This window comes from Salinigranum marinum, from assembly GCF_024228675.1.
Classification (GTDB): domain Archaea; phylum Halobacteriota; class Halobacteria; order Halobacteriales; family Haloferacaceae; genus Salinigranum; species Salinigranum marinum.
The window spans coordinates 1,931,872-1,952,507 of record NZ_CP100461.1; the positions used below are offsets into that span (position 1 = coordinate 1,931,872).

Annotated in this window: 23 protein-coding genes and 1 tRNA gene; 13 read left to right on the top strand and 11 right to left on the bottom strand. The window is 65.9% G+C overall.

Annotated elements, in window-relative coordinates; genetic code table 11:
• The first annotated feature begins 103 nt into the window (after positions 1-103).
• The 7 genes from NKJ07_RS09505 (at position 104) to NKJ07_RS09535 (ending at position 4,996) form a co-directional block, all read left to right on the top strand.
• A complete protein-coding gene (locus NKJ07_RS09505; RefSeq protein ID WP_318570346.1) occupies positions 104-1,123 on the top strand; it encodes a class I SAM-dependent methyltransferase in 1,020 nt (339 codons plus the stop codon).
• A 56-nt stretch (positions 1,124-1,179) separates the two neighbouring features.
• Positions 1,180-1,252 (top strand) — tRNA-Thr (locus NKJ07_RS09510).
• A gap of 335 nt (positions 1,253-1,587) precedes the next feature.
• Positions 1,588-1,962, top strand: coding sequence for a hypothetical protein (locus NKJ07_RS09515; protein ID WP_318570347.1), 375 nt, complete (start codon positions 1,588-1,590; stop codon positions 1,960-1,962).
• 464 nt (positions 1,963-2,426) lie between these two features.
• Positions 2,427-2,783: a hypothetical protein gene (locus NKJ07_RS09520; protein WP_318570348.1), complete on the top strand. Its 357-nt coding sequence runs from the start codon at positions 2,427-2,429 to the stop codon at positions 2,781-2,783.
• A 291-nt stretch (positions 2,784-3,074) separates the two neighbouring features.
• Positions 3,075-3,482, top strand: coding sequence for a CBS domain-containing protein (locus NKJ07_RS09525; RefSeq protein WP_318570349.1), 408 nt, complete (start codon positions 3,075-3,077; stop codon positions 3,480-3,482).
• Positions 3,483-3,578: 96 nt separating this feature from the next.
• On the top strand, positions 3,579-4,379 hold the full coding sequence (gene dph5, locus NKJ07_RS09530) for a diphthine synthase (protein WP_318570350.1): 801 nt from the start codon (positions 3,579-3,581) through the stop codon (positions 4,377-4,379).
• A gap of 206 nt (positions 4,380-4,585) precedes the next feature.
• Positions 4,586-4,996 (top strand): EamA family transporter, encoded by a 411-nt coding sequence (locus NKJ07_RS09535; RefSeq protein ID WP_318570351.1) that lies wholly within the window; start codon positions 4,586-4,588, stop codon positions 4,994-4,996.
• Between the two features lie 25 nt (positions 4,997-5,021).
• On the opposite strand, the gene artA is transcribed toward NKJ07_RS09535, so the two are convergent.
• The 5 genes from artA to NKJ07_RS09560 all read right to left on the bottom strand — a co-directional run bounded on the left by artA (position 5,022) and on the right by NKJ07_RS09560 (position 9,722).
• Entirely contained in the window at positions 5,022-5,966 is a 945-nt protein-coding gene (artA, locus tag NKJ07_RS09540; RefSeq protein WP_318570352.1) for an archaeosortase A, read from the bottom strand.
• Positions 5,967-6,147: 181 nt separating this feature from the next.
• Entirely contained in the window at positions 6,148-6,939 is a 792-nt protein-coding gene (locus tag NKJ07_RS09545) for a VOC family protein (RefSeq protein WP_318570353.1), read from the bottom strand.
• A gap of 489 nt (positions 6,940-7,428) precedes the next feature.
• On the bottom strand, positions 7,429-7,884 hold the full coding sequence (locus NKJ07_RS09550; protein ID WP_318570354.1) for a TIGR04206 family protein: 456 nt from the start codon (positions 7,882-7,884) through the stop codon (positions 7,429-7,431).
• Positions 7,885-7,923: 39 nt separating this feature from the next.
• Positions 7,924-9,036 carry an OBG GTPase family GTP-binding protein gene (locus NKJ07_RS09555; RefSeq protein WP_318570355.1) on the bottom strand — a complete coding sequence of 371 codons (1,113 nt, stop codon included), beginning with the start codon at positions 9,034-9,036 and terminating at the stop codon, positions 7,924-7,926.
• 482 nt (positions 9,037-9,518) lie between these two features.
• The gene (locus NKJ07_RS09560; RefSeq protein ID WP_318570356.1) at positions 9,519-9,722 is read right to left on the bottom strand and encodes a hypothetical protein; all 204 of its coding nucleotides are present in this window, start codon (positions 9,720-9,722) and stop codon (positions 9,519-9,521) included.
• Positions 9,723-9,967: 245 nt separating this feature from the next.
• Between NKJ07_RS09560 and NKJ07_RS09565 the strand changes: the two genes are divergently transcribed.
• The 6 genes from NKJ07_RS09565 (at position 9,968) to NKJ07_RS09590 (ending at position 14,558) form a co-directional block, all read left to right on the top strand.
• Positions 9,968-10,333 carry a DUF7541 family protein gene (locus tag NKJ07_RS09565; protein WP_318570357.1) on the top strand — a complete coding sequence of 122 codons (366 nt, stop codon included), beginning with the start codon at positions 9,968-9,970 and terminating at the stop codon, positions 10,331-10,333.
• Positions 10,334-10,388: 55 nt separating this feature from the next.
• Positions 10,389-10,745 carry a DUF6684 family protein gene (locus NKJ07_RS09570; RefSeq protein ID WP_318570358.1) on the top strand — a complete coding sequence of 119 codons (357 nt, stop codon included), beginning with the start codon at positions 10,389-10,391 and terminating at the stop codon, positions 10,743-10,745.
• Between the two features lie 233 nt (positions 10,746-10,978).
• Complete coding sequence (locus tag NKJ07_RS09575; protein ID WP_318570434.1) at positions 10,979-12,754, top strand: cbb3-type cytochrome c oxidase subunit I; 1,776 nt, start codon at positions 10,979-10,981, stop codon at positions 12,752-12,754.
• Between the two features lie 141 nt (positions 12,755-12,895).
• Positions 12,896-13,555, top strand: coding sequence for a hypothetical protein (locus NKJ07_RS09580; protein ID WP_425504756.1), 660 nt, complete (start codon positions 12,896-12,898; stop codon positions 13,553-13,555).
• 220 nt (positions 13,556-13,775) lie between these two features.
• Complete coding sequence (locus tag NKJ07_RS09585) at positions 13,776-14,132, top strand: DUF7520 family protein (protein ID WP_318570360.1); 357 nt, start codon at positions 13,776-13,778, stop codon at positions 14,130-14,132.
• A gap of 24 nt (positions 14,133-14,156) precedes the next feature.
• Complete coding sequence (locus NKJ07_RS09590) at positions 14,157-14,558, top strand: universal stress protein (RefSeq protein WP_318570361.1); 402 nt, start codon at positions 14,157-14,159, stop codon at positions 14,556-14,558.
• Positions 14,559-14,700: 142 nt separating this feature from the next.
• On the opposite strand, the gene NKJ07_RS09595 is transcribed toward NKJ07_RS09590, so the two are convergent.
• The 6 genes from NKJ07_RS09595 to NKJ07_RS09620 form a co-directional block, all read right to left on the bottom strand.
• Positions 14,701-15,456 carry a thioredoxin family protein gene (locus tag NKJ07_RS09595; protein WP_318570362.1) on the bottom strand — a complete coding sequence of 252 codons (756 nt, stop codon included), beginning with the start codon at positions 15,454-15,456 and terminating at the stop codon, positions 14,701-14,703.
• Between the two features lie 3 nt (positions 15,457-15,459).
• Positions 15,460-16,215, bottom strand: coding sequence for an ABC transporter ATP-binding protein (locus NKJ07_RS09600; RefSeq protein ID WP_318570363.1), 756 nt, complete (start codon positions 16,213-16,215; stop codon positions 15,460-15,462).
• The gene (locus NKJ07_RS09605; RefSeq protein ID WP_318570364.1) at positions 16,212-16,970 is read right to left on the bottom strand and encodes an ABC transporter ATP-binding protein; all 759 of its coding nucleotides are present in this window, start codon (positions 16,968-16,970) and stop codon (positions 16,212-16,214) included. The genes NKJ07_RS09600 and NKJ07_RS09605 overlap by 4 nt, the downstream gene beginning before the upstream one ends.
• Positions 16,967-18,112 (bottom strand): branched-chain amino acid ABC transporter permease, encoded by a 1,146-nt coding sequence (locus tag NKJ07_RS09610; protein ID WP_318570365.1) that lies wholly within the window; start codon positions 18,110-18,112, stop codon positions 16,967-16,969. Before NKJ07_RS09610 ends, NKJ07_RS09605 begins: the two co-directional genes overlap by 4 nt.
• The gene (locus NKJ07_RS09615; protein WP_318570366.1) at positions 18,109-19,062 is read right to left on the bottom strand and encodes a branched-chain amino acid ABC transporter permease; all 954 of its coding nucleotides are present in this window, start codon (positions 19,060-19,062) and stop codon (positions 18,109-18,111) included. Before NKJ07_RS09615 ends, NKJ07_RS09610 begins: the two co-directional genes overlap by 4 nt.
• A gap of 107 nt (positions 19,063-19,169) precedes the next feature.
• Entirely contained in the window at positions 19,170-20,567 is a 1,398-nt protein-coding gene (locus NKJ07_RS09620; RefSeq protein ID WP_318570367.1) for a substrate-binding protein, read from the bottom strand.
• Positions 20,568-20,636 lie beyond the last annotated feature (69 nt).

A 20,636-nucleotide genomic window follows, 5' to 3' on the forward strand; every position in this document is an offset into this window, starting at 1 on the left:
TCTCGAGTGCGTCACCGGATCTGCTCGGGTCGTCACCGGCGCTTCGTCGCCCGGTCGGGGCGAAGCGTCAGCCTTACTCGCGCCGACGGTCTCTTCGACGGCGATGAGCGTCCCCTGCGTGTGCGTCGCCCGCGAAGCCGGCGAGGAGGTCCGGCGGGAACTCGCCGCGGCCGACCTCCTCGACGAGGACCACGAGATCGTCGTCGAAGACGGCTCGATCTACATCCCCGTCACGGAACGGGCGGCCGCCGTCGCCGCGCTCGACGCCGGGGCCGCCGCCATCGACAGCGACATCGATGTCGTCCACCGCGACGCACCCGAGCGCGACTCGCAGGTCACGCCGGCCGACGTGCTCGGCTTCGCACCGAGCATCGAGCGCCTGGGAGAGATCGCGATCCTCGACGAGGACGATCCGGAGCGCGCCCGACGGATCGCCGACGCGATCGTCGAGTCGGACCTCCCCGTCGAGACCGTCGTCAACCGGGCCTCGAAGGTGAAAGGCGAGCTTCGGGTCCGCGACTGGGACGTGCTCGTCGGGGACGGAACGGAAACCGTCCACCGCGAGTACGGCCACGACTTCCGCCTCGACATCGCCACGGTGTACTTCTCCCCCCGGCTCGCCACGGAACGCCACCGCGTCGTCAGCCAGGTCGAACCGGGCGAACGCGTCTTCGACATGTTCGCCGGCGTCGGCCCGTTCGTGGTGCCGATGGCCGCCCGCGGTGCCGAGGCGGTCGGCGTCGACCTCAACGAACGCGCGGTCGACTACCTCCGGGAGAACGCCCGCCGGAACGGCGTCGCGGATCGGGTGACTGCGATCCAGGGGGACGTCCGCGACGTCGCCGGCGCGTACGCGGGGTGGGCCGACCGGATCGTCATGAACCTCCCCCACTCGGCCGACGGGTTCTTGGCGACCGCGGTCGACGTCGCCGGCGACGACTGCGTGGTTCACTACTACGACATCCAACACGACAAGGACCCCTTCGGGCCCGGCCTAGCGGCGATCAGAGCCGTGGCGGAGCCGGAGTACGACGTGGCGGTCGAGACCGAACACGTCGTGCGGTCGTACGCCCCCCACGAACTGAACGTCTGTCTGGACGTGCGGTTGACTCGCAGGGAGTAGGGCGATTCGGAAGCCTTATTTCCCTCTTGCAGGTACGTGATGTTGCACGACGGCGTGCCGGTGTAGCTCAGCTGGCAGAGCGATTCCTTCGTAAGGAATAGGCCGAGGGTTCAAATCCCTCCACCGGCTTGATATTTCAGGTTCAAAGCCCCTACGAGATAGGGGTGGCGAAGTTTACAAACCACCAGTCGAATCTCCCTCGTTCGGGTCGTTAGCGCTGTTTCTTACGAAGACGCACTCGGAGAACAGTTCGAGAACTTCTGCGAGAAGCATGGGTTCAGCCGCAAATACGTAGCAACCCGTGGCATCGAGCTGTTCATCCAGCAGTACGAGGCCAAAGAGCAGTAGCACAGCTTCCGGGCCACCAGGTCCGTTACTCTAGCTATCTAGAACAAACTTTCGAGGACACGCTTCGATAATTAGCATCTGTCTCCATCGAATACTCCGTCTTGGATACATTTGTGATGAAAGCAATCGACATCACGGTTGGACGCACTGCCGTCAAAATACTCCTCGTTGCGGTCGTTGTGGCTGCCGGAGTCTTCGGTGGCGTTGGGACGGCATCGGCCGAACCCATGGATGGGAAAGGGAACGATCCGTATCCGCCGAGTCTATACGCGTCACTCGATGGCAAGGACAACTATGTGTACCCACCGCCGGGAGTCTACGCCTCGCTTGACGGGAAGGGCAACGATGTGCCCACCCTTCCGCCGAGTCTGTACTCGTTTGATGGAACAGAGAACGATGCCACGATTGACGCGTTCCCGATCAACAACGTCACCGTCTTCGCCGCGACGTACGTTGGGAGAGGCGGTGGATCTGGTAAACCCAGTTTCTAACAATTCGGTTCACTTATGCGAAATATATCGTTCGTTTTGTTCCACCACTTTTTTGTGCGTGATTTTGCTTCAAAGCCCGTTGTTCGAGTACATAAACGACAGCACATACAGAATATTTAAACTTTTGCGTAAGAGGCCCTCCACCGGCTCTTTCTACCGAACGAAGTGAACTGACGAGCGTCGCGTGGCGAGGGCAGAGCACAGCGTTCGGGACGGGACGCGTCCTCGGGAGGACAAAAGAGGTTACCGTCCAGCTCTGCCCAAAACATATCGAAAATAACCATCTATCTTGTGTCCGTATTGCTAGCGAACAACGCTTATTAGTTTGCAATATTTGGACGAACCGATCTGTTACTGGCGAATCGTCTCAATACAATAGGTAGGGTGATACGCCGTTCGCGCCCCGGACTCGCGTCGTCCACGCGGTGTGTTCGACCGCGCGGTCCGGGACTAGCCCTCACACCATGAACATCGACCGCCTGACACTTCTCGCGCCCGGAGACGCGCCGAACATCGACGCCGACAGCCACCTCGACGACGCCCGCATCCGCGAGACAGGGACACGGGTCGTCGTCTCGGTCCTGGCCGCGGCGGTCGGCACGGACGACGTCACGGGCTCCCGCATCACCGTCTCGGGCGGCCGGACGGCCGGCGACGAACCGGGGCGTCGCGCACGCGAGTTCACCTACTCGGGGGAGGTCGTCGACGTCTCGACGACGCGCTGGCACCCAGGAGTGCACAGGCTCCGGTTCGCGTGCCGGCCCGGGTCGCTGTCCGACGGCGAGTCACGGACGACGCCACCGGAGAGCGCACGCCTGTGAGCGACGACCACCGCCACGGCGTCGCGGCGCTCCCGGGCGAGTTCGTGAGCCTCGTGCTGTACGACGAGGTCTACCAGCGCGCTCACGTAGAGTGAGTCGAGGGCGTCGCGCCGTTCCCATCTCACACCGCTCGCGCTCCCGGTCACCCCCGTCACTGCGTGTGCACAGGTGGGTGCGAGCCGACGATCGACGCGAACCACGGGGGGACAGTGACGGCAAAAAGATAACTCGGTCACGAAAAAATGAAATTTCGTCGATAGGTATTAGCGGGTCTCGCCCGTTCGTAGCGGTATGGACGAAGGCGCACCTGTGACGCAACTCATGTCGAAGAACCTCCACACGATCACACCGGACACGACGGTCACGGACGCGGCGGGGACGCTGATCGCCGAGGGTATCGGATCGCTCGTCGTCGTCGACGACGCGAACCACCCCGTCGGGTTGTTCACCAACACGGACCTCGCCAGACTCGTTTCCGACGGCAGATCGCCCACCGAGACGGCCGTCGAGGAGTACATGACCGACGAGTTCTTCACGCTCAACGCGCAGAACGGCGCCCGCGACGCGGCCGCCAAGATGATCGGTAGGAACGTCCACCACCTCCCGGTCGTCGACGACGACGGTGCCGTCGTCGGCATGATCTCGACCATGGACATCACCGCCTACCTCTCGTATCGGACCGTCACCGACATGACGTAACCCGGCCGACGAGGTCGGACGCGGCGGCGACACCGAGCCGTCGGCGTGTCGCCGTCACTCCACGCCGCTTAACTCCCCGACGCGCGACGGAGGCGTATGCTCACTTTCGTCGGCCTCGGCCTGTACGACGAACGCTCGATCACCGTCGAGGGCCAGGAGGCGCTCAGGGACGCGGATCGGGCGTTCGCCGAATTCTACACGAGCCGGCTCGTCGGCACCACGGTCGAGGAACTCGAAGCCTACCACGGCGTCGACGTCGAGGTCAGGGACCGTCCGGGCGTCGAACAGCATCCCGACGGCATACTGGACGCCGCTCACGACGAGGACGTCGTCTTCCTGACCGCCGGCGATACGATGATCTCGACGACGCACGTCGACCTGCGGATGCGGGCGGAGAACCGCGGGATCGACACCCGCGTGATCCACGGCGTGACCGCCCAGTCGGCTGCCGCGGGCCTGACGGGCCTGCAGAACTACCGCTTCGGCAAGGCCGTCACGCTTCCGTTCCCGTACGCTCACGGTTCCGAGGGCGTGCCGCCGTCGGTCCTCGAGTCAATCGAGGCCAACCGGGAGCGAGGCCTCCACACGCTCGTCTACCTCGACATCAAGGTCGGCGACGTCCCCGGAAAGCAGGGGGACGAAGACGAGTTCATGACCGGCGACGTGGCCGCGGACCTGCTCGAGGAGTGGCAGGACGTCCTCGGCGTCGTGGTCGCCCGCGCGGGGAGCCCCGATCCCGTGGTGGCTGCCGACCGCCTCTCGGCGCTCGCCCGCGAGCAGTTCGGCGGCCCACTGCACATGCTCGTCGTCCCGGGGACGCTCCACCACCTCGAAGCCGACGCGCTGTGCGACCTCTGCGGGGCTCCTCGCGCGGTCGTCGAGGAGTCGCTCGCGTAGCGCGCGTCGGGCCGTTGCAGATCACCGCCTCTCGCACCCCGGTGTCGGACGTTCTATTTGCGCGTTCCGCGGCATTCAACAGGTGGCCCCGACTACGCACGGACGATGACAGCTGAACGAAACACCCGGCACCAGACGGACCGGACGCGGAGGCACCGATCGAGGGTGACGGTCGCCGACACCCGGAGACGGGCGGGTGACCCCGTGTGAACTCGGCGGTCGTCTTCGGCCTCGGGACCATGATCGCGTGGGGCTTTTGGATCGTCTTCGGCGACGTCGCCTCGAACAGCATCGACCCGGTGACCGCCGCGGCCATCTCCTACGTCGCCGCGGCCGTCGTCACCGTCGCCTACGCCCTGGTCTCCGACGCGTCGCTGGCGGTGACGAACCGGGGGCTCGCCTTCTCCACCGTCGCCGGTGTGGCCGCCGCCGTCGGCGTCGTCTCAACGTTCGTCGGCGTCTCCCTCGGGTCGACGGCCGTCGTCTCGACCGTCGGCGGGATGTACTTCGTGACGGCGGCCGCGATCGGCGTCCTGGTGCTCGGCGAACCCATCTCGGTCACGAAAGTCGCCGGGATCGGCCTGGCGGTCGTCGCGATCGTCCTGATCAACCTCTGACTCGCAGACGGGGCGGAGACGGAGGCTACTCGACGTCTTCGCCGCCGTCGGGCACTCTGGGGAGGTCCAGTTGGCGGGCAAGGTCGTACTCGTCCCCGGTCACCATGTAGAGGACATCCTCGATGACGGTGAGGAGCTCGGGGAGTTCCCGCACGACGAGGTAGATGACGCCCACGAGCGCGAAGACGGCCCCGACCTGCGAGATGACGCGGTCCGAGAGGAAAAACGAGACCCGGTAGGGGTCCGAGGAGCCGAACAGAAAGAGCACCTCGTCGACGAACCACTGCATGTACTGGTTGCCGAAGACGATCCCGATGAAGGTGACGCGGACGATGTTGAGCGCGTAGATGATGGGGATCGAGACGGCGAACGCACGGAGCTTTCTGTCGAGCGGTGCCCGGACGGCGGCGATGAGCCCGGCGAAGATCGCCATGCTCCCCAGTCCCGTACAGGCGAGGACGACCGTGTACTCCAGCCGGTGACCGTTCGGTTCGACGAACCGGTAGGTGTTCGTGTACCCCTGCGGTCCCTCGATAAGCGTGGGCGTGTACCCTAAGAGGTTGGTGACGAAGCCGGTCTGGGCGGCGACGGTCTCGACGAGCACCTGCTGCGGTGCCGGGAGCGACAGACCCGCGACCGTGATCGCGGGGATGGTCTCGAACGGCAGGTAGACCAGTCCCATCGCGGCGACGGCCCGAGAGAGCACGAAAAGCGTGTCCCGGCCCGAGTAGACCAGGTATCCCGCATAGAGACAGGCGGGGACCGCGGCGAGCGAGAGGAAGCCCTCGACGTAGCTCTTGTGGCTGAAGGCGAACCAGGGGACGAGTTGGGCCCAGAAGACGGCGAACCCACCCCAGGCGGCGGTCGTCACGAGTCGTGCCTGCTCGCGGTCGCGGTCGACGAGAAGCGCGCCCGAGGTGAACAGGAGGATGACGACCCACCCGAGCGCGTCAGAGAGCAATCCCGGCATACGTGCCGACAGATGAACGTCTCGAAGTAAAGTCCTTGTCGTTCGTGACGGCTCGTTTTCACGACCGCCACGGACTGAACAGCGGACTGTGGGCCGTGTTCACGGGGAACGTGGTGCCTCAGTCAGGGACCACGAGCCGAACACCCAGAACGCTGAGACGAACGCCCGTCGCCGGGCAGGCTCAGAACGGGAACAGCGACTCGGCGTCGGGGTCGCGTTCGATGAGTTCGATCTCGTGGCCGTCGGGGTCCTTCGTGAAGGCGTACAGGTCGTCGCAGTCGGCGGGGTCGCGGTAGTCGGGTGCCTCGCGCTCCATCAGCTGGTCCCAGTCGTCGTGGAGGTCGTCGATGCGGACGCAGAGGTGTCCCCACGCGTCGCCCATCGTGTACGTGCGGCCGTCGTAGTTGTAGGTGAGTTCGACCGCCATCGCCTCTTCCGAACTCCCCTCGGGCTTCATGAAGTAGTTGGCGAACGTGTCGGACTCCCAGCGGCCGGTGTGTTCGTACTCGAATTTCCGGGTCCAGTAGCCGAGCGCCTCGTCGGCGTCCTCGACGCGGATCATCGTGTGGTCGATGCTCCACTTCGTGCCGTGGTCGCGCTTGACGATCTCGACCTCGTGGCCGTCAGGGTCCTTGACGAAGGCGTAGCGGCCGCCGCAGGACTCGGGGTCGCGGTAGTCCTCGACGCCCTCGTCCATGAGCTGCTGGTAGGAGGACTCGAGTTCGTCCTCGGGGACGCGGACCGCGATGTGGCCCCACGCGTCGCCCATCTCTAGCTCCGTATCGTCGTGGTTGGCGGTGATCTCCAGCATCGCCCCCTCCTCGTGCATCTCCTCGGGTCCGAGGTAGACGATGGTGAAGCCGTCTCCCTCGTAGCGGTCCTTCTCCTCGTAGTCGAGGTGTGTCTGGTACCAGTCGAGGGAGGCGTCGAGGTCCTCCGTCCGCATCATGACGTGATCGAGTACTCCGGACATCGTGTACGAACAACGTGTGCGGACGCGAAAAGCGGTGTGGTATCGGTCGAACGTGTAGCCGTTTCAGTTGCATCCGCGTCCGCTCGTGGGGGAGAGAGTCGCAGGGAGTCAGTACTGTGAATCGCTACCCCGCAGTATCCGGGGCGAGCCAAGAGGCCTCACCCTCCCCAGCCGACTCGTTCGCTCGGTTCGCTCGCTCACTCCCGCGCGCTGGTGGCGCGTGCTGGCGCGACTCCGTGACGCGCCGGCGTCGCGCGAGGGATGAGCGACTGAACGAGCGCAGCGAGTGAGGAGCGAATCAGCTGGGGAGGTCTTCGTGAGCGGAGCGAACGAGCGGCTCGAAGCATCCTGGGTGCTTTGGTGATCGTGGCGTATCGCCGCGTCCGGCGCACTGCTTCGTTCCCCGCTGTCCGGTTCCCTCGCCGCTTGCGGAGCCTCCTCCGTCGCCGAGCCATCACTCGTCCACCAACAAGCGTCAACGACAGCCGTTCACGACCGGACCGCTCGAAACCGCGCTTTCGCCGCGGGCCAGTAGAGCCACCACGCGACGACGACGAACGCCAGCGTGCCCAGCGGCCACGCCGTCCGGTACGGCTGGACGGAGAACCCGCGGGCGAGCGAGAACTGCGCGACGCCGGCGACGACTAGCAAGCCTCCGGTGACCCGAGGGTCCTCGCGGCCGAAGACGAGGCCGACGAACCCGCTCGCGACGGCACCGGCGTAACAGACGACGCTGATCGGCCACGCGTAGATGTAGTCGGGCAGGCCCTGGGTGTACAGGAAGAAGAAGTCCCAGACGAACGTCGCGTTGGGCGGCTGGGTGTTGAACAGTCCCCACGCGAAGACGAACGTCGTCCCTCCATCCGGAAAGGTCTGGACCGACCACGGGAGCGCGAGCAGGGAAAGCAGGACGACGAACGAGGCACGGTCGGTCCGGTCGGGCATGCTCAGTGGCTCTTTGCGCCGACGAACAAGAAGGGCTCGCTACTTCCGCGCGACGATGCGCATGACGTCCTCGTCGGCGAGTTCGTGGCCGCGCCCCACCTGCTGTTCGTCGTGTTTGGCGCTCGGCCCGCTCACCCGGGCGAAGCGGAACCGCTCGTCGAAGTTCCCGCCGAGTTTGTGGAGGGCGTCCTCGACGGTGTTCTCGCCCTGCATGAGCACGAGCGGCTCCTCGTAGTCGACGCCGCGGCCGGGTTTGTCCATGTACACCCGGATGAGCCCGAGCGACTCCCACAGCTCTTCTTTCAACGCGTCGAGGCCCTTCTCCTTCTCGGCGCTGATGAAGACGGCCTCGTCGGGGTCGATCCCGCAGTCGCGGAGGTTCTCCTCAACCGTGGGCAGGTAATCGTGGTCGATGAGGTCGGCCTTGTTGACGGTGACCATCGAGGGCAGGTAGACACGGTTGTCCATGATGCCGTCGATGAGTTCGTCGATCGAACACTCGCCGCGGACGGTGACGTCGGCGTTGACGAAGCCGTGTTCCCGGAGGACGCCCTTGATCGTGTCCTCGTCGAGCGAGACGGCGTCGCTCTTCGTGACCCTGATCCCCCCCTTCGCAGTCTTGTTGATCGAGAGGCTCGCCGGACTGGTGTCGAGGCGGACCTTGTTGTAGTACAGTTCCTCGCGCAGACGCTCGTACTTCTCGATCTCGAACACCGAGAGCATGAACACGACCAGATCCGCGGTCCGAACCACCGAGAGCACCTCCTTGCCGCCGCCGCGGCCGCCCGCCGCGCCCTCGATCAGGCCGGGGACGTCGAGGATCTGGATGTTCGCTCCGTTGTACTTCAGCATCCCCGGATTGACGTTCAGGGTCGTGAACTCGTACTCGCCGACCTCGCTGTCGGCGTTCGTCAGCGCGTTGATGAGGGTGGACTTGCCGACCGAAGGGAAGCCGACGAGCGCGACCGTCGCGTCGCCGGTCTTCTCGACGGCGTAGCCGTGACCGCCGCCGGCGGAGGACTGATTCTCGAGTTTCTCCTTCTTCTCCGCGAGTTTCGCCTTCAGCCGGCCGATGTGCTGCTCGGTCGACTTGTTGTAGGGCGTGTTGGAGATCTCCTCTTGGAGTTCCTCGATCTCCTCTTCCAGTCCCATTAGTCGAGCGTCCGTCACGCCCGTCGAAAAACCTGTTCATTAGCGGCGTGGGAGGTACCGGATCGCCGGGATCACGCGACATGGGGGAGACGGGCGGGGAACCGGGCGGCCCTCAGAGCGAGGATCGTTGGTGGCGCACACGTCGAACGGGCGACGGCTCTCTCCCCCCGACCGAACGCCAGTAGCGGGGATGTTCAACACGTGAGAACGAAGCTGGGGCTATTTTCCCACGCGAACTGTACTGTCAGCTACAGGCGAACCAATGGAGGGAGCAACGAATGATACCGAACTGGCAGACGTTGCTCCCGTGGACGGGTCGCTCAGGTGCGCATTACGAGTGTCGGCAGTGTGGAACCACCGTCGACGTGACCACCGACGAGTGTCCCGCGTGTGGATCCACTAACATCGTCGAGTACGAGGTCAGTTGACGCCGACTCGCCGGCCGAACCGCCGAAGGGACGATTCAGGACGACGGGAGACGATCATGAGAGTGTGAGGTCGTCTCGAAGGAGCCCGAAGCCTTCGTCGAGGCCGCCCGGGACGTCGCGTTTGCCCGAGACGGCGCGGTCGTCATCTCGGGGGACGGCACCGTGCAGGAGCAGATGGTCCGTGTGCGGACGCCCGGCCGAGCGGAACACGAGCGTGACGACGCGATCGTCGCCCCGGAGTGGATGGGGACGAAGCATCTGAGCGCGCTGGAAGCGTCGACACGCCGTCAGGTCCTCTGGACGATCACACTGAGCGATGGAGGACGGTCGCGTGACCACGTTCGTCGACGGGACGTACAAGAACTACGAGCGCGCGGAACTCGGGGGGCGCTGGCGGCCCGAGTAGCGGTGTCGGTAGGGCGTCGGATCGAGACCCCGCCGATCACCGGATCACGGCCGTCGAGGACCGAAGCGCTTTGTATCGTCGGCCCCCTGGTCCGGATATGGACGAGCAACCGGGGCTCTCGGAGCAGTACCGGATGGCCAGCCCGTGGCCGATCTTCATCGCGCTGGGCATCCCGATCGCCGAGGTCGGGATCCTCTTCGACCTCTTCCCCATCGCCGTCGGCGGGCTCATCCTCTTCAGCGGGAGCGTCTCGGGGATGTTACAGGAAGCGGGCTACGTCGACTCACCCTGGCGCGCCATCGGCGCGCTCGCGGTCGTCCTCGTCGGCATCGGCGCGGCGTTCGTCGTCACCGACCTGAACCTCGTCACCCGGGGGTACGCGGTCGTCACGGCCGGCGCGCTCCTCGGTCTCGGGGCGGTCGCCGGCGAACTGTTCGTCCACGACGACGTCCCGGCGGTGTAGTCACGCGCCCGGACGAATCGACAACCTATTTGACGGCCGGTCCTGACCGGCCTGTATGGCGAACGAGACAGAGATATTCGACCGGGAGACGCTCCTCGACCTGGTGGTGAACATCATCCCGCTGTTCATCATCTTCTTCTTCATCGTCGCGTTCTTGCTGTTCAACCCGTTCGGCGTCGAGGCGCTCCCGTCGGGGATCCAGTTCGGACTGCTCGTGGCACCGTTCGTCCTCCTGGCAATCCTGACGTACATCTCCGGGAAGGCCATCGCGGGCGCGGAGAAGGACTTCACCGTCTACCTCCCGGGGCAGGCGACCGTCACCGGCGCGACGCCGCTCCACGGGACCGAAAGCGAGGAGACGAGCCCCGAACTCGAAGCCGGCGACGACACGAGCCCCGAACTCGAAGAGTAACTCTCGACGGCGGGCCACACCGGAACCGCACAGCGAGCGTGTTCCCCCAACAGCAACGCGACACGATAGGTGACTGTCACCCCCGCTGATCGGGGGGCGGCGTGCATCCCGAACCTTTCATTACCTTCCAATCCTCAGCCACACTCATGGAGGTTAACGGACAGCTGGCGTCGGGTCTTCTCCAGTCCTCCGGCGGTTCGGGGATGACCGGACAACTAGCACTGACGGTTCTCATGGGGGTGTTCCTCGTCGCCGTCGCCGTCTGGCTCGCGCGCGTCGAGAACTGGCGGTCGTACACGCCGCTCGCCGGCGGTGGCGGGTACGGCGGCGAAGGATCGTACGTCTCGAGCGAGAAACCGGCGGGGCTCATCCGCTGGCTCACCACCGTGGATCACAAGGACATCGGGATGCTCTACGGCGCGTACGCCGTCGTGGCGTTCGTCGTCGGCGGGCTGATGGTCACGCTGATGCGGATCGAGCTCGCCGACCCCGGCATGACCCTCATCTCGAACACGTTCTACAACTCGATGCTCACGAGCCACGGCATCACGATGCTGTTCCTGTTCGGGACGCCGATCATCGCGGCCTTTGCGAACTACCTCGTTCCGCTGATCATCGGCGCGGACGACATGGCGTTCCCGCGCATCAACGCCATCGCCTTCTGGCTCCTGCCGCCCGGTGCGCTCCTCATCTGGGCTGGCTTCTTCCCGATCCCAGACCTCATTCCCGCACAGACCGCGTGGACGATGTACACGCCGCTGTCGTCGGGTGTCGGGTCGGGCAACCAGGCGAACGCGGGCGTCGACCTGATGCTCCTGGGACTGCACCTCACTGGTGTCTCGGCGACGATGGGGGCGATCAACTTCATCGCGACCATCTTCACCGAACGCGACGAGAAGGTGACCTGGGCGAACCTCGACATCTTCTCGTGGACGATCCTCACGCAGTCGGGGCTCATCCTCTTCGCGTTCCCCCTCCTGGGTAGCGCGATCATCATGCTGCTCATGGACCGCAACCTCGGCACGACGTTCTTCTCGGTCGACGGCGGCTACATCCTCTGGCAACACCTCTTCTGGTTCTTCGGCCACCCCGAGGTGTACATCCTCGTGCTCCCGCCGATGGGAATCGTCTCGTACGTTCTTCCCAGGTTCGCGGGTCGGCGGCTGTTCGGCTTCAAGTTCGTCGTCTACTCCACGCTGGCGATCGGCGTTCTGTCCTTCGGGGTGTGGGCCCACCACATGTTCGCCACTGGCATCGACCCACGCCTGCGCGCCTCGTTCATGGCCGTCTCGCTCGCTATCGCGATTCCCTCTGCTGTCAAGACGTTCAACTGGATCACGACGCTGTGGAACGGGAAGATCCGGCTGACGACGCCGATGCTGTTCTGTATCGGCTTCGTCTCGAACTTCATCATCGGCGGCGTGACGGGCGTCTTCCTCGCCTCGATTCCCGTCAACCTCGTGCTCCACGACACGTACTACGTCGTCGGCCACTTCCACTACATCGTCATGGGCTGTATCGCGTTCGCCGGCTTCGCCGGCCTCTACTACTGGTTCCCGCTCTACACCGGCCGGATGTACCAGAAGACCCTCGGTAAGGCGCACTTCTGGCTCTCGATGATCGGAACGAACGTCACGTTCATCGCGATGATCCTGCTGGGCTACGGTGGCATGCCGCGCCGGTACGCCACGTACCTGCCCGAGTTCGCCACGATCCACCAGGTCGCGACGGTCGGCGCGCTCATCATCTTCGTTGGCCAGCTCATCTGGGTGTGGAACTTCGCCGACTCCTGGCTCGAAGGCCCCAAGGTGGAGGACGGCGATCCGTGGAACCTCGACGACTACGGCCTCAAGACGGCCGAGTGGCAGTGGTACGAGCGCAAACTCGAAACCGCGATCGCCGACGGTGGCGACGAGGAACTCGCCGCGGACGGTGGCCAGGTCGCCGAGTCCGAATCCGAGTCCGACACTGAAATCGCGGAGACGGACGCGGGTTCCGACGACACGTAACGACGCTCGCTCTGTTCTCGTCCGGCGTTTCTTTCCGGCCGTTAGCTGTTCCACGCTACTCGTCGGCGACCGCTCTCGCCAGACGGGAACCGGATCACGGATATTTTTCCTCCCCGAGCGTCCGGTCGTCCGGTGACCACGATGTTCGTGACAGGAGAGGGACTGATACGCGGCTCGCGAACCGACGGCGGGACCGACGCTGGCCCACTGCGCATCGACCGCCAGCTCCCGGAGTTCCAGGCCGTGAGCCGTCGGCACGTCGTCGTCGACGCCGCCATCGACGAGACGTACGACGCGATGCGGTCGGCCGACCTCGCGCGGCTCGGATCGGTCGTGGGCACGCTCGGCGCGCTTCGGACGCTCCCGACCCGCGTGGCGGCACGGCTGGCCGGGACTGCGGCCACGCCGGACGCGCTCACGCTCGCCGATCTCCCGTCACACGGGACGTGGATCCGCCTCGACGAGGCCGACGGCGAGGAGTTCGTCTTCGGTGCCGTCGGCACCGTCTGGAAGCCGAGGATCGAGTGGGTCGAACTCGGAGCCGAGGAGTTCCGGACCTTCGAGGCGCCGGGCTACGCGAAGATCGCCGCCGGACTGTCGGTTCGACCCTACGGACGCGACCGGACGCTCCTCACGTACGAGGCGCGGACGGCGGGCACCGACCCGAGCGCAGAACGCCGGTTCGGCCGGTACTGGTGGCTCGTCGCTCCGTTCGTCGGCTACATCCTCGGGCGGGTCCTAGCGCGGATCAAAGTCGACGCGGAGACGGCCGCGACGACGCGGCGGCGCTCGCCGCCGTGAGAGGTCGACGCCGACGCGGAAGCGGCCGTTCAGACCGCGAGGATGATCCCGGTCGCGAACATGAGCAGCGCGACACCCCCGAGGACGAGCGCGAGGAGGTCCTTGTCCGACATGCTAGGACGTTGGTCGGGCGGAGTAAAGATCAATCGGTCCGGCGGTCCGAGGGGACCGTGAGCGCCAGGTCGAAAGGGCTAATCCGCTCGCCTCCCGAGCGACGACCGTGACGGACACCGCAGCGAGCGACGGACGGCGGCTGGGCGGCCGGCGGTTCGTCGTCCTCCTGTACCTCGCGCTCGTCGGCGTCTCGGGCGTCATGGGCGTGCTGTTCACCACGGCGGTCGACGATCCATCGCCGCCGGCGCTGTTTTTCGCCTTCGAGCTCCCCCCGACGGCCGTCGGGTTCGGGCTCTACGGCGCGGTCACCATCGCGGTCGTCCTCGGGGTCCCGCTGGCGCTCGTCGTCGCCGTCTCGGAACTGGTCGACGACGTCGACGCCGTCGGGCGCGCAGAGACCGACGCGACCGACGACGCCGACCCCGACACGGCCGCCGTGTCGAGCGAATCCCCAAAGGACTAAGCCGCCTGCGTCGGATCTGGGAGTATGTATCAGATAATCGTCGGAATCGACGAGGACGAAGCGCACGCGAAGCTCTGCGCCGAGGAAGTGGTCGGGATGCCCGGCGACGGCTCGGAGAAACACGTCACGCTCATCCACAGTTTCACCGACAACCCCAGCGGAGCCTCCGCGACGCAGCTCGCCCCAGTCCGCGAGGCCAGCGACGTGCTCGACGAGGCCGGCATCGACTACGACGTGACGGAGTCGAGCGGCGACCCCGCCGAGGCCATCATCGACGCCGCCGACGACGTCGACGCCGACCTCATCGTGATCGGCGGACGCAAGCGCTCGCCGGCCGGGAAGGCGCTGTTCGGGAGCGTCACCCAGACGGTTATCCTCAACGCGGGTCGCCCCGTGATGGTGACGGGCGTCCCTGAGGACGCCTGACGGCGTCCGCGACACCGTTTTCGGCCGGTCTCCGACGGCCCTCTGAATCCGCACCGTCGGCGTCGCTGGTGGCGACGAACGGTGTACGGAACCAGGAGTCGGGAAACGACGCAGCGGAACGGAGCGTCCCGCACCGGTGGCCTCAGTTCCCGTCGGAGTCTGCGATCGGATCGAGGTCGAGTTCGTCCGCCACCGCCGAGACCGGGTCCCAGTCGCCGTCGGCGTAGACGGTGGAGAAGAACTGTTCGAGGGCGAACGGCGACCGGCGGCCCGAGAGCGAGTCGGCGAGTTCGCCGTCCTCGAACGCTAGGACGGCCGGCGCGGAGTCGACACCGTACGCGAGTCGGAACGACGGGACCGACTCCCCGTCGAGTCCCGCGACGGCGACCCCGTCGGGCACGCGTTCGAGGATCTCGTCGAGGTCGTCCTTCATGGCTTCACAGGGGTGACAGCCCGTCCTCCAGACCGTCAGGACCGCGTCAGGGTTCTCGGCGAGGAACGCCTCGTAGCTCCGGTCGTCGAGTTCCTCGAGGCGGCCGGGGACCGGCGACCCCGGGTCGACGTCGACGACGAGCGCGGCCATCGTCGCGAGCGTCGGCCGGTCCGGGACCGGGTCGAGCGCAGACTGGAGCGACAGGTAGGCGACGAGATCCGCGGACGTGACGTCGTTCTCGTCGACGTACGCGGCGGCCGTCCCGTGGTCGACGTCGAACAGGTCCGAGAGCGTCGCGGTGAGCTGCTCCTCCTCGATCCCCCCGTAGCTGTCGTGGTAGACGGCACGGATCCGTTCGTACGCCTCCGTGGTGGTGAGCGTTCCGTCGTCGTCCTCGTCGACGACGCCGCTGTCGATGAGGCGGTCGAGCGCGGCCTCCGCGTCGACGTTGGCGGGTGCGCCCATCGGTCAGACCCCCAGATACCGCTGGCGCGTCTCCTCGTCCTCGCGGAGCGCCTCGGCGGTTCCGCTGAAGACGACCTCGCCCTGGTCGATGACGTACGCGCGGTCGGCGATGTTGATCGCTGCGACGGCGTTCTGCTCGACCAGCAGGATCGTCTTCCCGGTGTCGCGGATCCGCTCGATGGCGTTCTCGACGCTCTTGATTATCTGCGGGGCGAGCCCCTCGTAGGGCTCGTCGAGCATCAGGATGTCCGCGCCCTGTTTGAGCGCGCGCGCGATGGCGAGCATCTGCTGTTCGCCGCCGGAGAGCGTCCCCGCCTTCTGCGTCCGTCGTTCGTCGAGGCGGGGGAAGTCCTCGTAGATCTCCTCGTTCGTGAGGCCGCTCTCGGACAGCGTGAGGTTCCGCCCGAACGTGCTCGACCAGTTGCGCGCGACGTCGGGCAGGTGGAGGTTCTCCGCGACCGAGAGGTTCGGGAAGACGCGTCGTTCCTCGGGGACGAGCGCGATGCCCATCGAGGAGATGTTCTCCGTCGTCTGGTCGGTGATGTCGGTGCCGTCGAAGACGACGCGCCCGCCCCGGATCTCCGGTGGCCGCGCCCCCGCGATCGAGCGGAGCGTCGTGGTCTTGCCCGCGCCGTTGCGGCCGAGCAGTGCACAGATCTCGCCCTCTTTGACCTCCAGGGAGACCCCCCGGAGAATGTGGCTCTGTCCGTAGTACGAGTCGACGTCCTCGAGGCGGAGCAGCGAGCCGTCGGCGCTCACAGCTCGACACCCCCCAGGTACGCCTCCTGCACCTCGGCGTCGCCGCGGACCGCCTCTGGGCTCCCGTCGGCGATGACCCGGCCGCGGTTCAACACGAGGATGCTATCGGAGATCCGGAAGATGATCTCCATGTCGTGTTCGACGATGAGGATCGTCAGTCCCAGGTCCTCCTGGAGCTCCTCGATGAGGTCGACAGTCGAGTTGGTCTCCTCGGGCGACATGCCCGCGGTCGGCTCGTCCATGAACAGCATCTCCGGCTCTGAGGAGAGCGCGATGGCGATCTCGAGGCGACGCTTGTCGCCGTACGGGAGGCTCCCAGCGGTTTCCTCGCGGCGGCCGAGGAGCTCGACCGCCTCGAGCATCCGCTCGGAGATGCGGTGGACTTCCTCGAAGGACTCGCGCTTCCGCAGGAAGTTGAGCTGGAAGGAGCCGTGTTCGGCCGCGAGCGCGGCGATCTCGACGTTCTCCTTGACCGTCATGTCGGGGAAGATCGAGGCGGTCTGAAAGGACTTCGAGATGCCCGTCTGGACCGCCACGTGGGGGTCCATCCCGGTGATGTCCTCGCCGTCGAAGAAGACGCTCCCCGCGGTCGGTTCGAGCATCCCGGTGATGCAGTTGATGAGCGTCGACTTGCCGGCCCCGTTCGGGCCGATGACCGCGCGCGTCTCGCCGCTGTCGACCGCGAAGCTGACCTCGTCGACGGCGGTGAGGCCGCCGAACTGCTTCGTCAGCCCGTCCGTCTCCAGCAGGCTCACTCGCGATCACCCCCGTTGAGCCCGCCCGTCAGGCGCTTCACGCCGCCCCAGACCGCGCCCCAGACGCCCTGGGGGAACACCCAGACGACCGCGACGAACACCGCACCGAGGACGATACGCCAGAGCGACCCGATAGAGCCGATGACGGGCAACGACACCCCTGAGATGACGTTCGAGACGTACTCGAAGATGAGTGCACCGAACACCGGCCCGATGAGCGAGCCAGTGCCGCCGAGCACAGTCATGATGACGAAGTCGCCGGACGTGATCCAGTACAGCCCCGTCGTCGGGTGGATATACGTCTCGTGGATGACGAACAGCGCGCCCGCGGCGCCGGCGTAGCCGGCGGAGATGATAAAGGCCATGTGCTTGTACCGGAAGACGTCGAGGCCGACGAAGGAGACGCGCTCTTCGTTCTCGCCGAGCGCCTTGAAGATGAGGCCGTACGGCGAGTTGATGATGCGGTAGCCGAACCAGAGCGCGAAGATCGCACAGGCCGCGACGAAGGCGTACTGCCAGGTGTACGCTTCGAGGAGGTCGATGCCGACGATCGCCTCGTCGAGCTCGAAGACGGTCAGCAGGTTGGCGATCTCGATGTCGGAGTAGCCGTTGTCACCGTTGGTGAGCCACGACCCCGGCCCGAGCGCGTAGAAGTAGAGCATCTGCCCGAACGTCAGCGTCAGGACGGCGAAGTAGACTCCGCTCCGGCGGATGGAGACGTAGCCGATGGGCCAGGAGATGACGATGGCGACGAGGGTGCCGACGGCGACCATCGCGAGGGGGCTGCTGAAGACGCCGCTGAAGATGGCGGCGGCGTAGGCGGCCGAACCGAAGAACGCGGCGTGACCGAACGACAGCAGTTCCGTGTAGCCGAGGAGGAGGTTGAAGCCGATGACGGCGATGCCGAAGATGAGCACCAGATCCGGCAGGCCGACGTAGCCGCCGATCCGCAGGCCGACGATGTCACCGACGATACCGAGCCCGTTCACCAAGAGGAGGGGGAACACCAGAAGCATCGCGGTGAAGCCGACGAGCGACATCGTGTTGCTCTCTTGCATCCGTTCGAGGAACCCCTGCTCCGGCCGGGAACCGGCGGCGTCGTCGACGACGGTGCCGCCGTCGCTCTCGGTGTCTGGGCTCATTCGCCCACCTCCACGCCCCCGAAGAGGCCCTCCGGTTTGAACACCAACACGAGCGCGACGAAGAGGTACATCATGATGAACGCCCACTGTGAGAAGGTCTGCTGGAACGCGGCGACGATGAGCCCGAGCACCATCCCGCCGGCGATCGCGCCGACGACGGAGCCCGCCCCGCCGACGACGATGGTGAGGAAGGCCGGGATCAGTGCCTGCTGAGTGCCGATCTGGGGGCTGATGGTCTGGATGGACGCGCCGACGAGGCCCGCGAAGGCCGCCAGCGACGCCCCGACCGCGAACACGAGCGTGTACGACCGGTTGATCGGGATGCCGAGCAGTCTGACCATCTCGGAGTCACGCGTCCCGGCCTGGACGACCAGCCCGAAGTCCGTCCGCTCGATGATGAGGAAGGTCAGGACGATCACGACACCGGCGAGGAGGACGAGGTAGAGCCGCCACCGCGGGAACGACCCCACGATCGGGAGGGTGATCGGCCCCGACATCTGGAGGCCGAAGATGGTCTGCGGGGGGATCGGCTGGAAGGTGTTCCCGCCGACGACCTGTTTGATGAGCTCTTCGACCACGAGCGCGAGCCCGAACGTCACGAGGAGCTGGTCGGTCTCGGGCCGATCGTAGAACGGTTTCGCGATGAACCGTTCCATGAACGCCCCGACGACGACCCCGATGATCGGGACGAGAACGAGCGCGGCGAGGAAGCCGAGTCCGATCCCGTAGTTGGTGATTCCGAGGCTCTGCAACACTCCGTTGGTGAGGGTCGTCTCCCGGACGACGAACATCCCAATGTAGGCGCCGACGAGGTAGAGCGCCCCGTGGGCGAGATTGAGGAACCGCATCGTTCCCAGGATGATGGTCAACCCGATCCCCAACAGCGCGAATATCGCGCCCTGCTGGAGCCCGTTGAGGAGTATCGTTACGGCTTGCGACAGGAGACTCATGATTGTTCGTACAAATTCCGGTTTCTGTGGTACTCGTTAGTATCTATCGGTGTTGACATGGTACTATGTCCCATGGAGCGACGGAGAACGTCGGCGTGGTGGCCTGGTTACTCGTCGCCGTACTCGCCGAGTTCACAGTCGGCGGCCGGGCCCGCGTCACAGGCGTACCCGAGCTGGTCCCGACCGGTCTGGTTGACGAGTTCGAGCAGCTGGCTCTCGGTCTGGTCGCCTGGGGCGAGCCCACGCATGACCAGCACGTCGCGCTGTGCCTGGTGGTCGCAGCCGCGCATCGTCTCCTCGCCGAGCCCGGCGCCGCCGAACTCGTAGTCCTCCAGCGCGCGGATGACCTCGGGCGGGTAGAACGTCCCCGCGCGCTCGGCGGCCGCGGCGTACTGCAGGGTCTGAGTGTACGCCAGCCGGGCGGCGTACGACGGCACCTTGTCGTACTCGTTTCGGAAGACCTCGGTGAACGCCTGCGAGGCGCTGTCTTCGAGCTGCCACGACCAGTCGGCCGTACCGAAGATGCCCTCGATGGAGTCGCTCGCCGCCTCCGCCATCAGGCGGTTGTACAGCGGGACGACGACCTCCATTTCCTCGTCGAGGCCCTGGTTGATGGCCTGCGGGAGGGAGTTCGCCGCGTCCAGTCCGTAGTGGTTCAACACGAGCACGTCGGCGTCGCTCGGGACGTCCGAGAGGTACGACGAGTAGTCGGAGGTGCCGAGCGGCGTCGGGACGGAGTCGATCTGCGACCAGCCGGCGACCTCGGTGAAGAACTGGTTCATCGACTCCTGCTGGGTCTGCCCCCACGAGTAGTCGGCGTACAGCTGATAGAAGCTGAGGTCCTCGCCGTACTCCTCGGCGAGCACCGGTGCCAGCGCCTGGCCGGTCATGTACGCGTTGAACATCTCACGGAAGCTGTACCGGACACACTCCGGCCCCGTAGTGTCGTTCGAGTGCGTCAGACAGGCCATGAACATGACCCGCTCCTCCTGGCACAGCTGCTGCACCGCGATCGCCACGCCGGACGAGGAACCCCCAGTCACCATGATCGCGTCGTCGCGGCTGATCATCCGCGAGGCGGACTGTCGGGCCGTGTCGGGGTCCGTCGCCGTGTCGCCCTCCACGGAGGTGACCGTCTTGCCCAGGACGCCATCGCCGGAGAGATCGTCCCACTCGTCGACCCAGCCGCCACCGTTGTTCAGGTGCTGCACCGCGAGGTTGTACGCGCGCAGTTCGTCGGCCCCCTCCTGCGAGTACGACCCCGACTGCGGGACGTTGAACCCGAACACCACCTCGTCGCCCTCGACGGGGAAGTTGCCGAGTTCGGGATAGTCCTCACCGGACCCACCCGACCCGCCGTCGCCAGAGTCACCGTCGCCACCGTCACCAGAGCCACCGTCGCCGCCACCCGTACAGCCGGCCAGTCCGGCCAGTCCGGCCGCACCGGCGGCACCTGCTGTCTTGAGAACGTCTCGGCGGGTTGGAACGTCAGTCTCCCGTGCCATGTCTTCTAACCAGAAAGATTTGTTAATAATTGTTGTGGAACTACACTGTCAGGTATCAGCATACAGGGA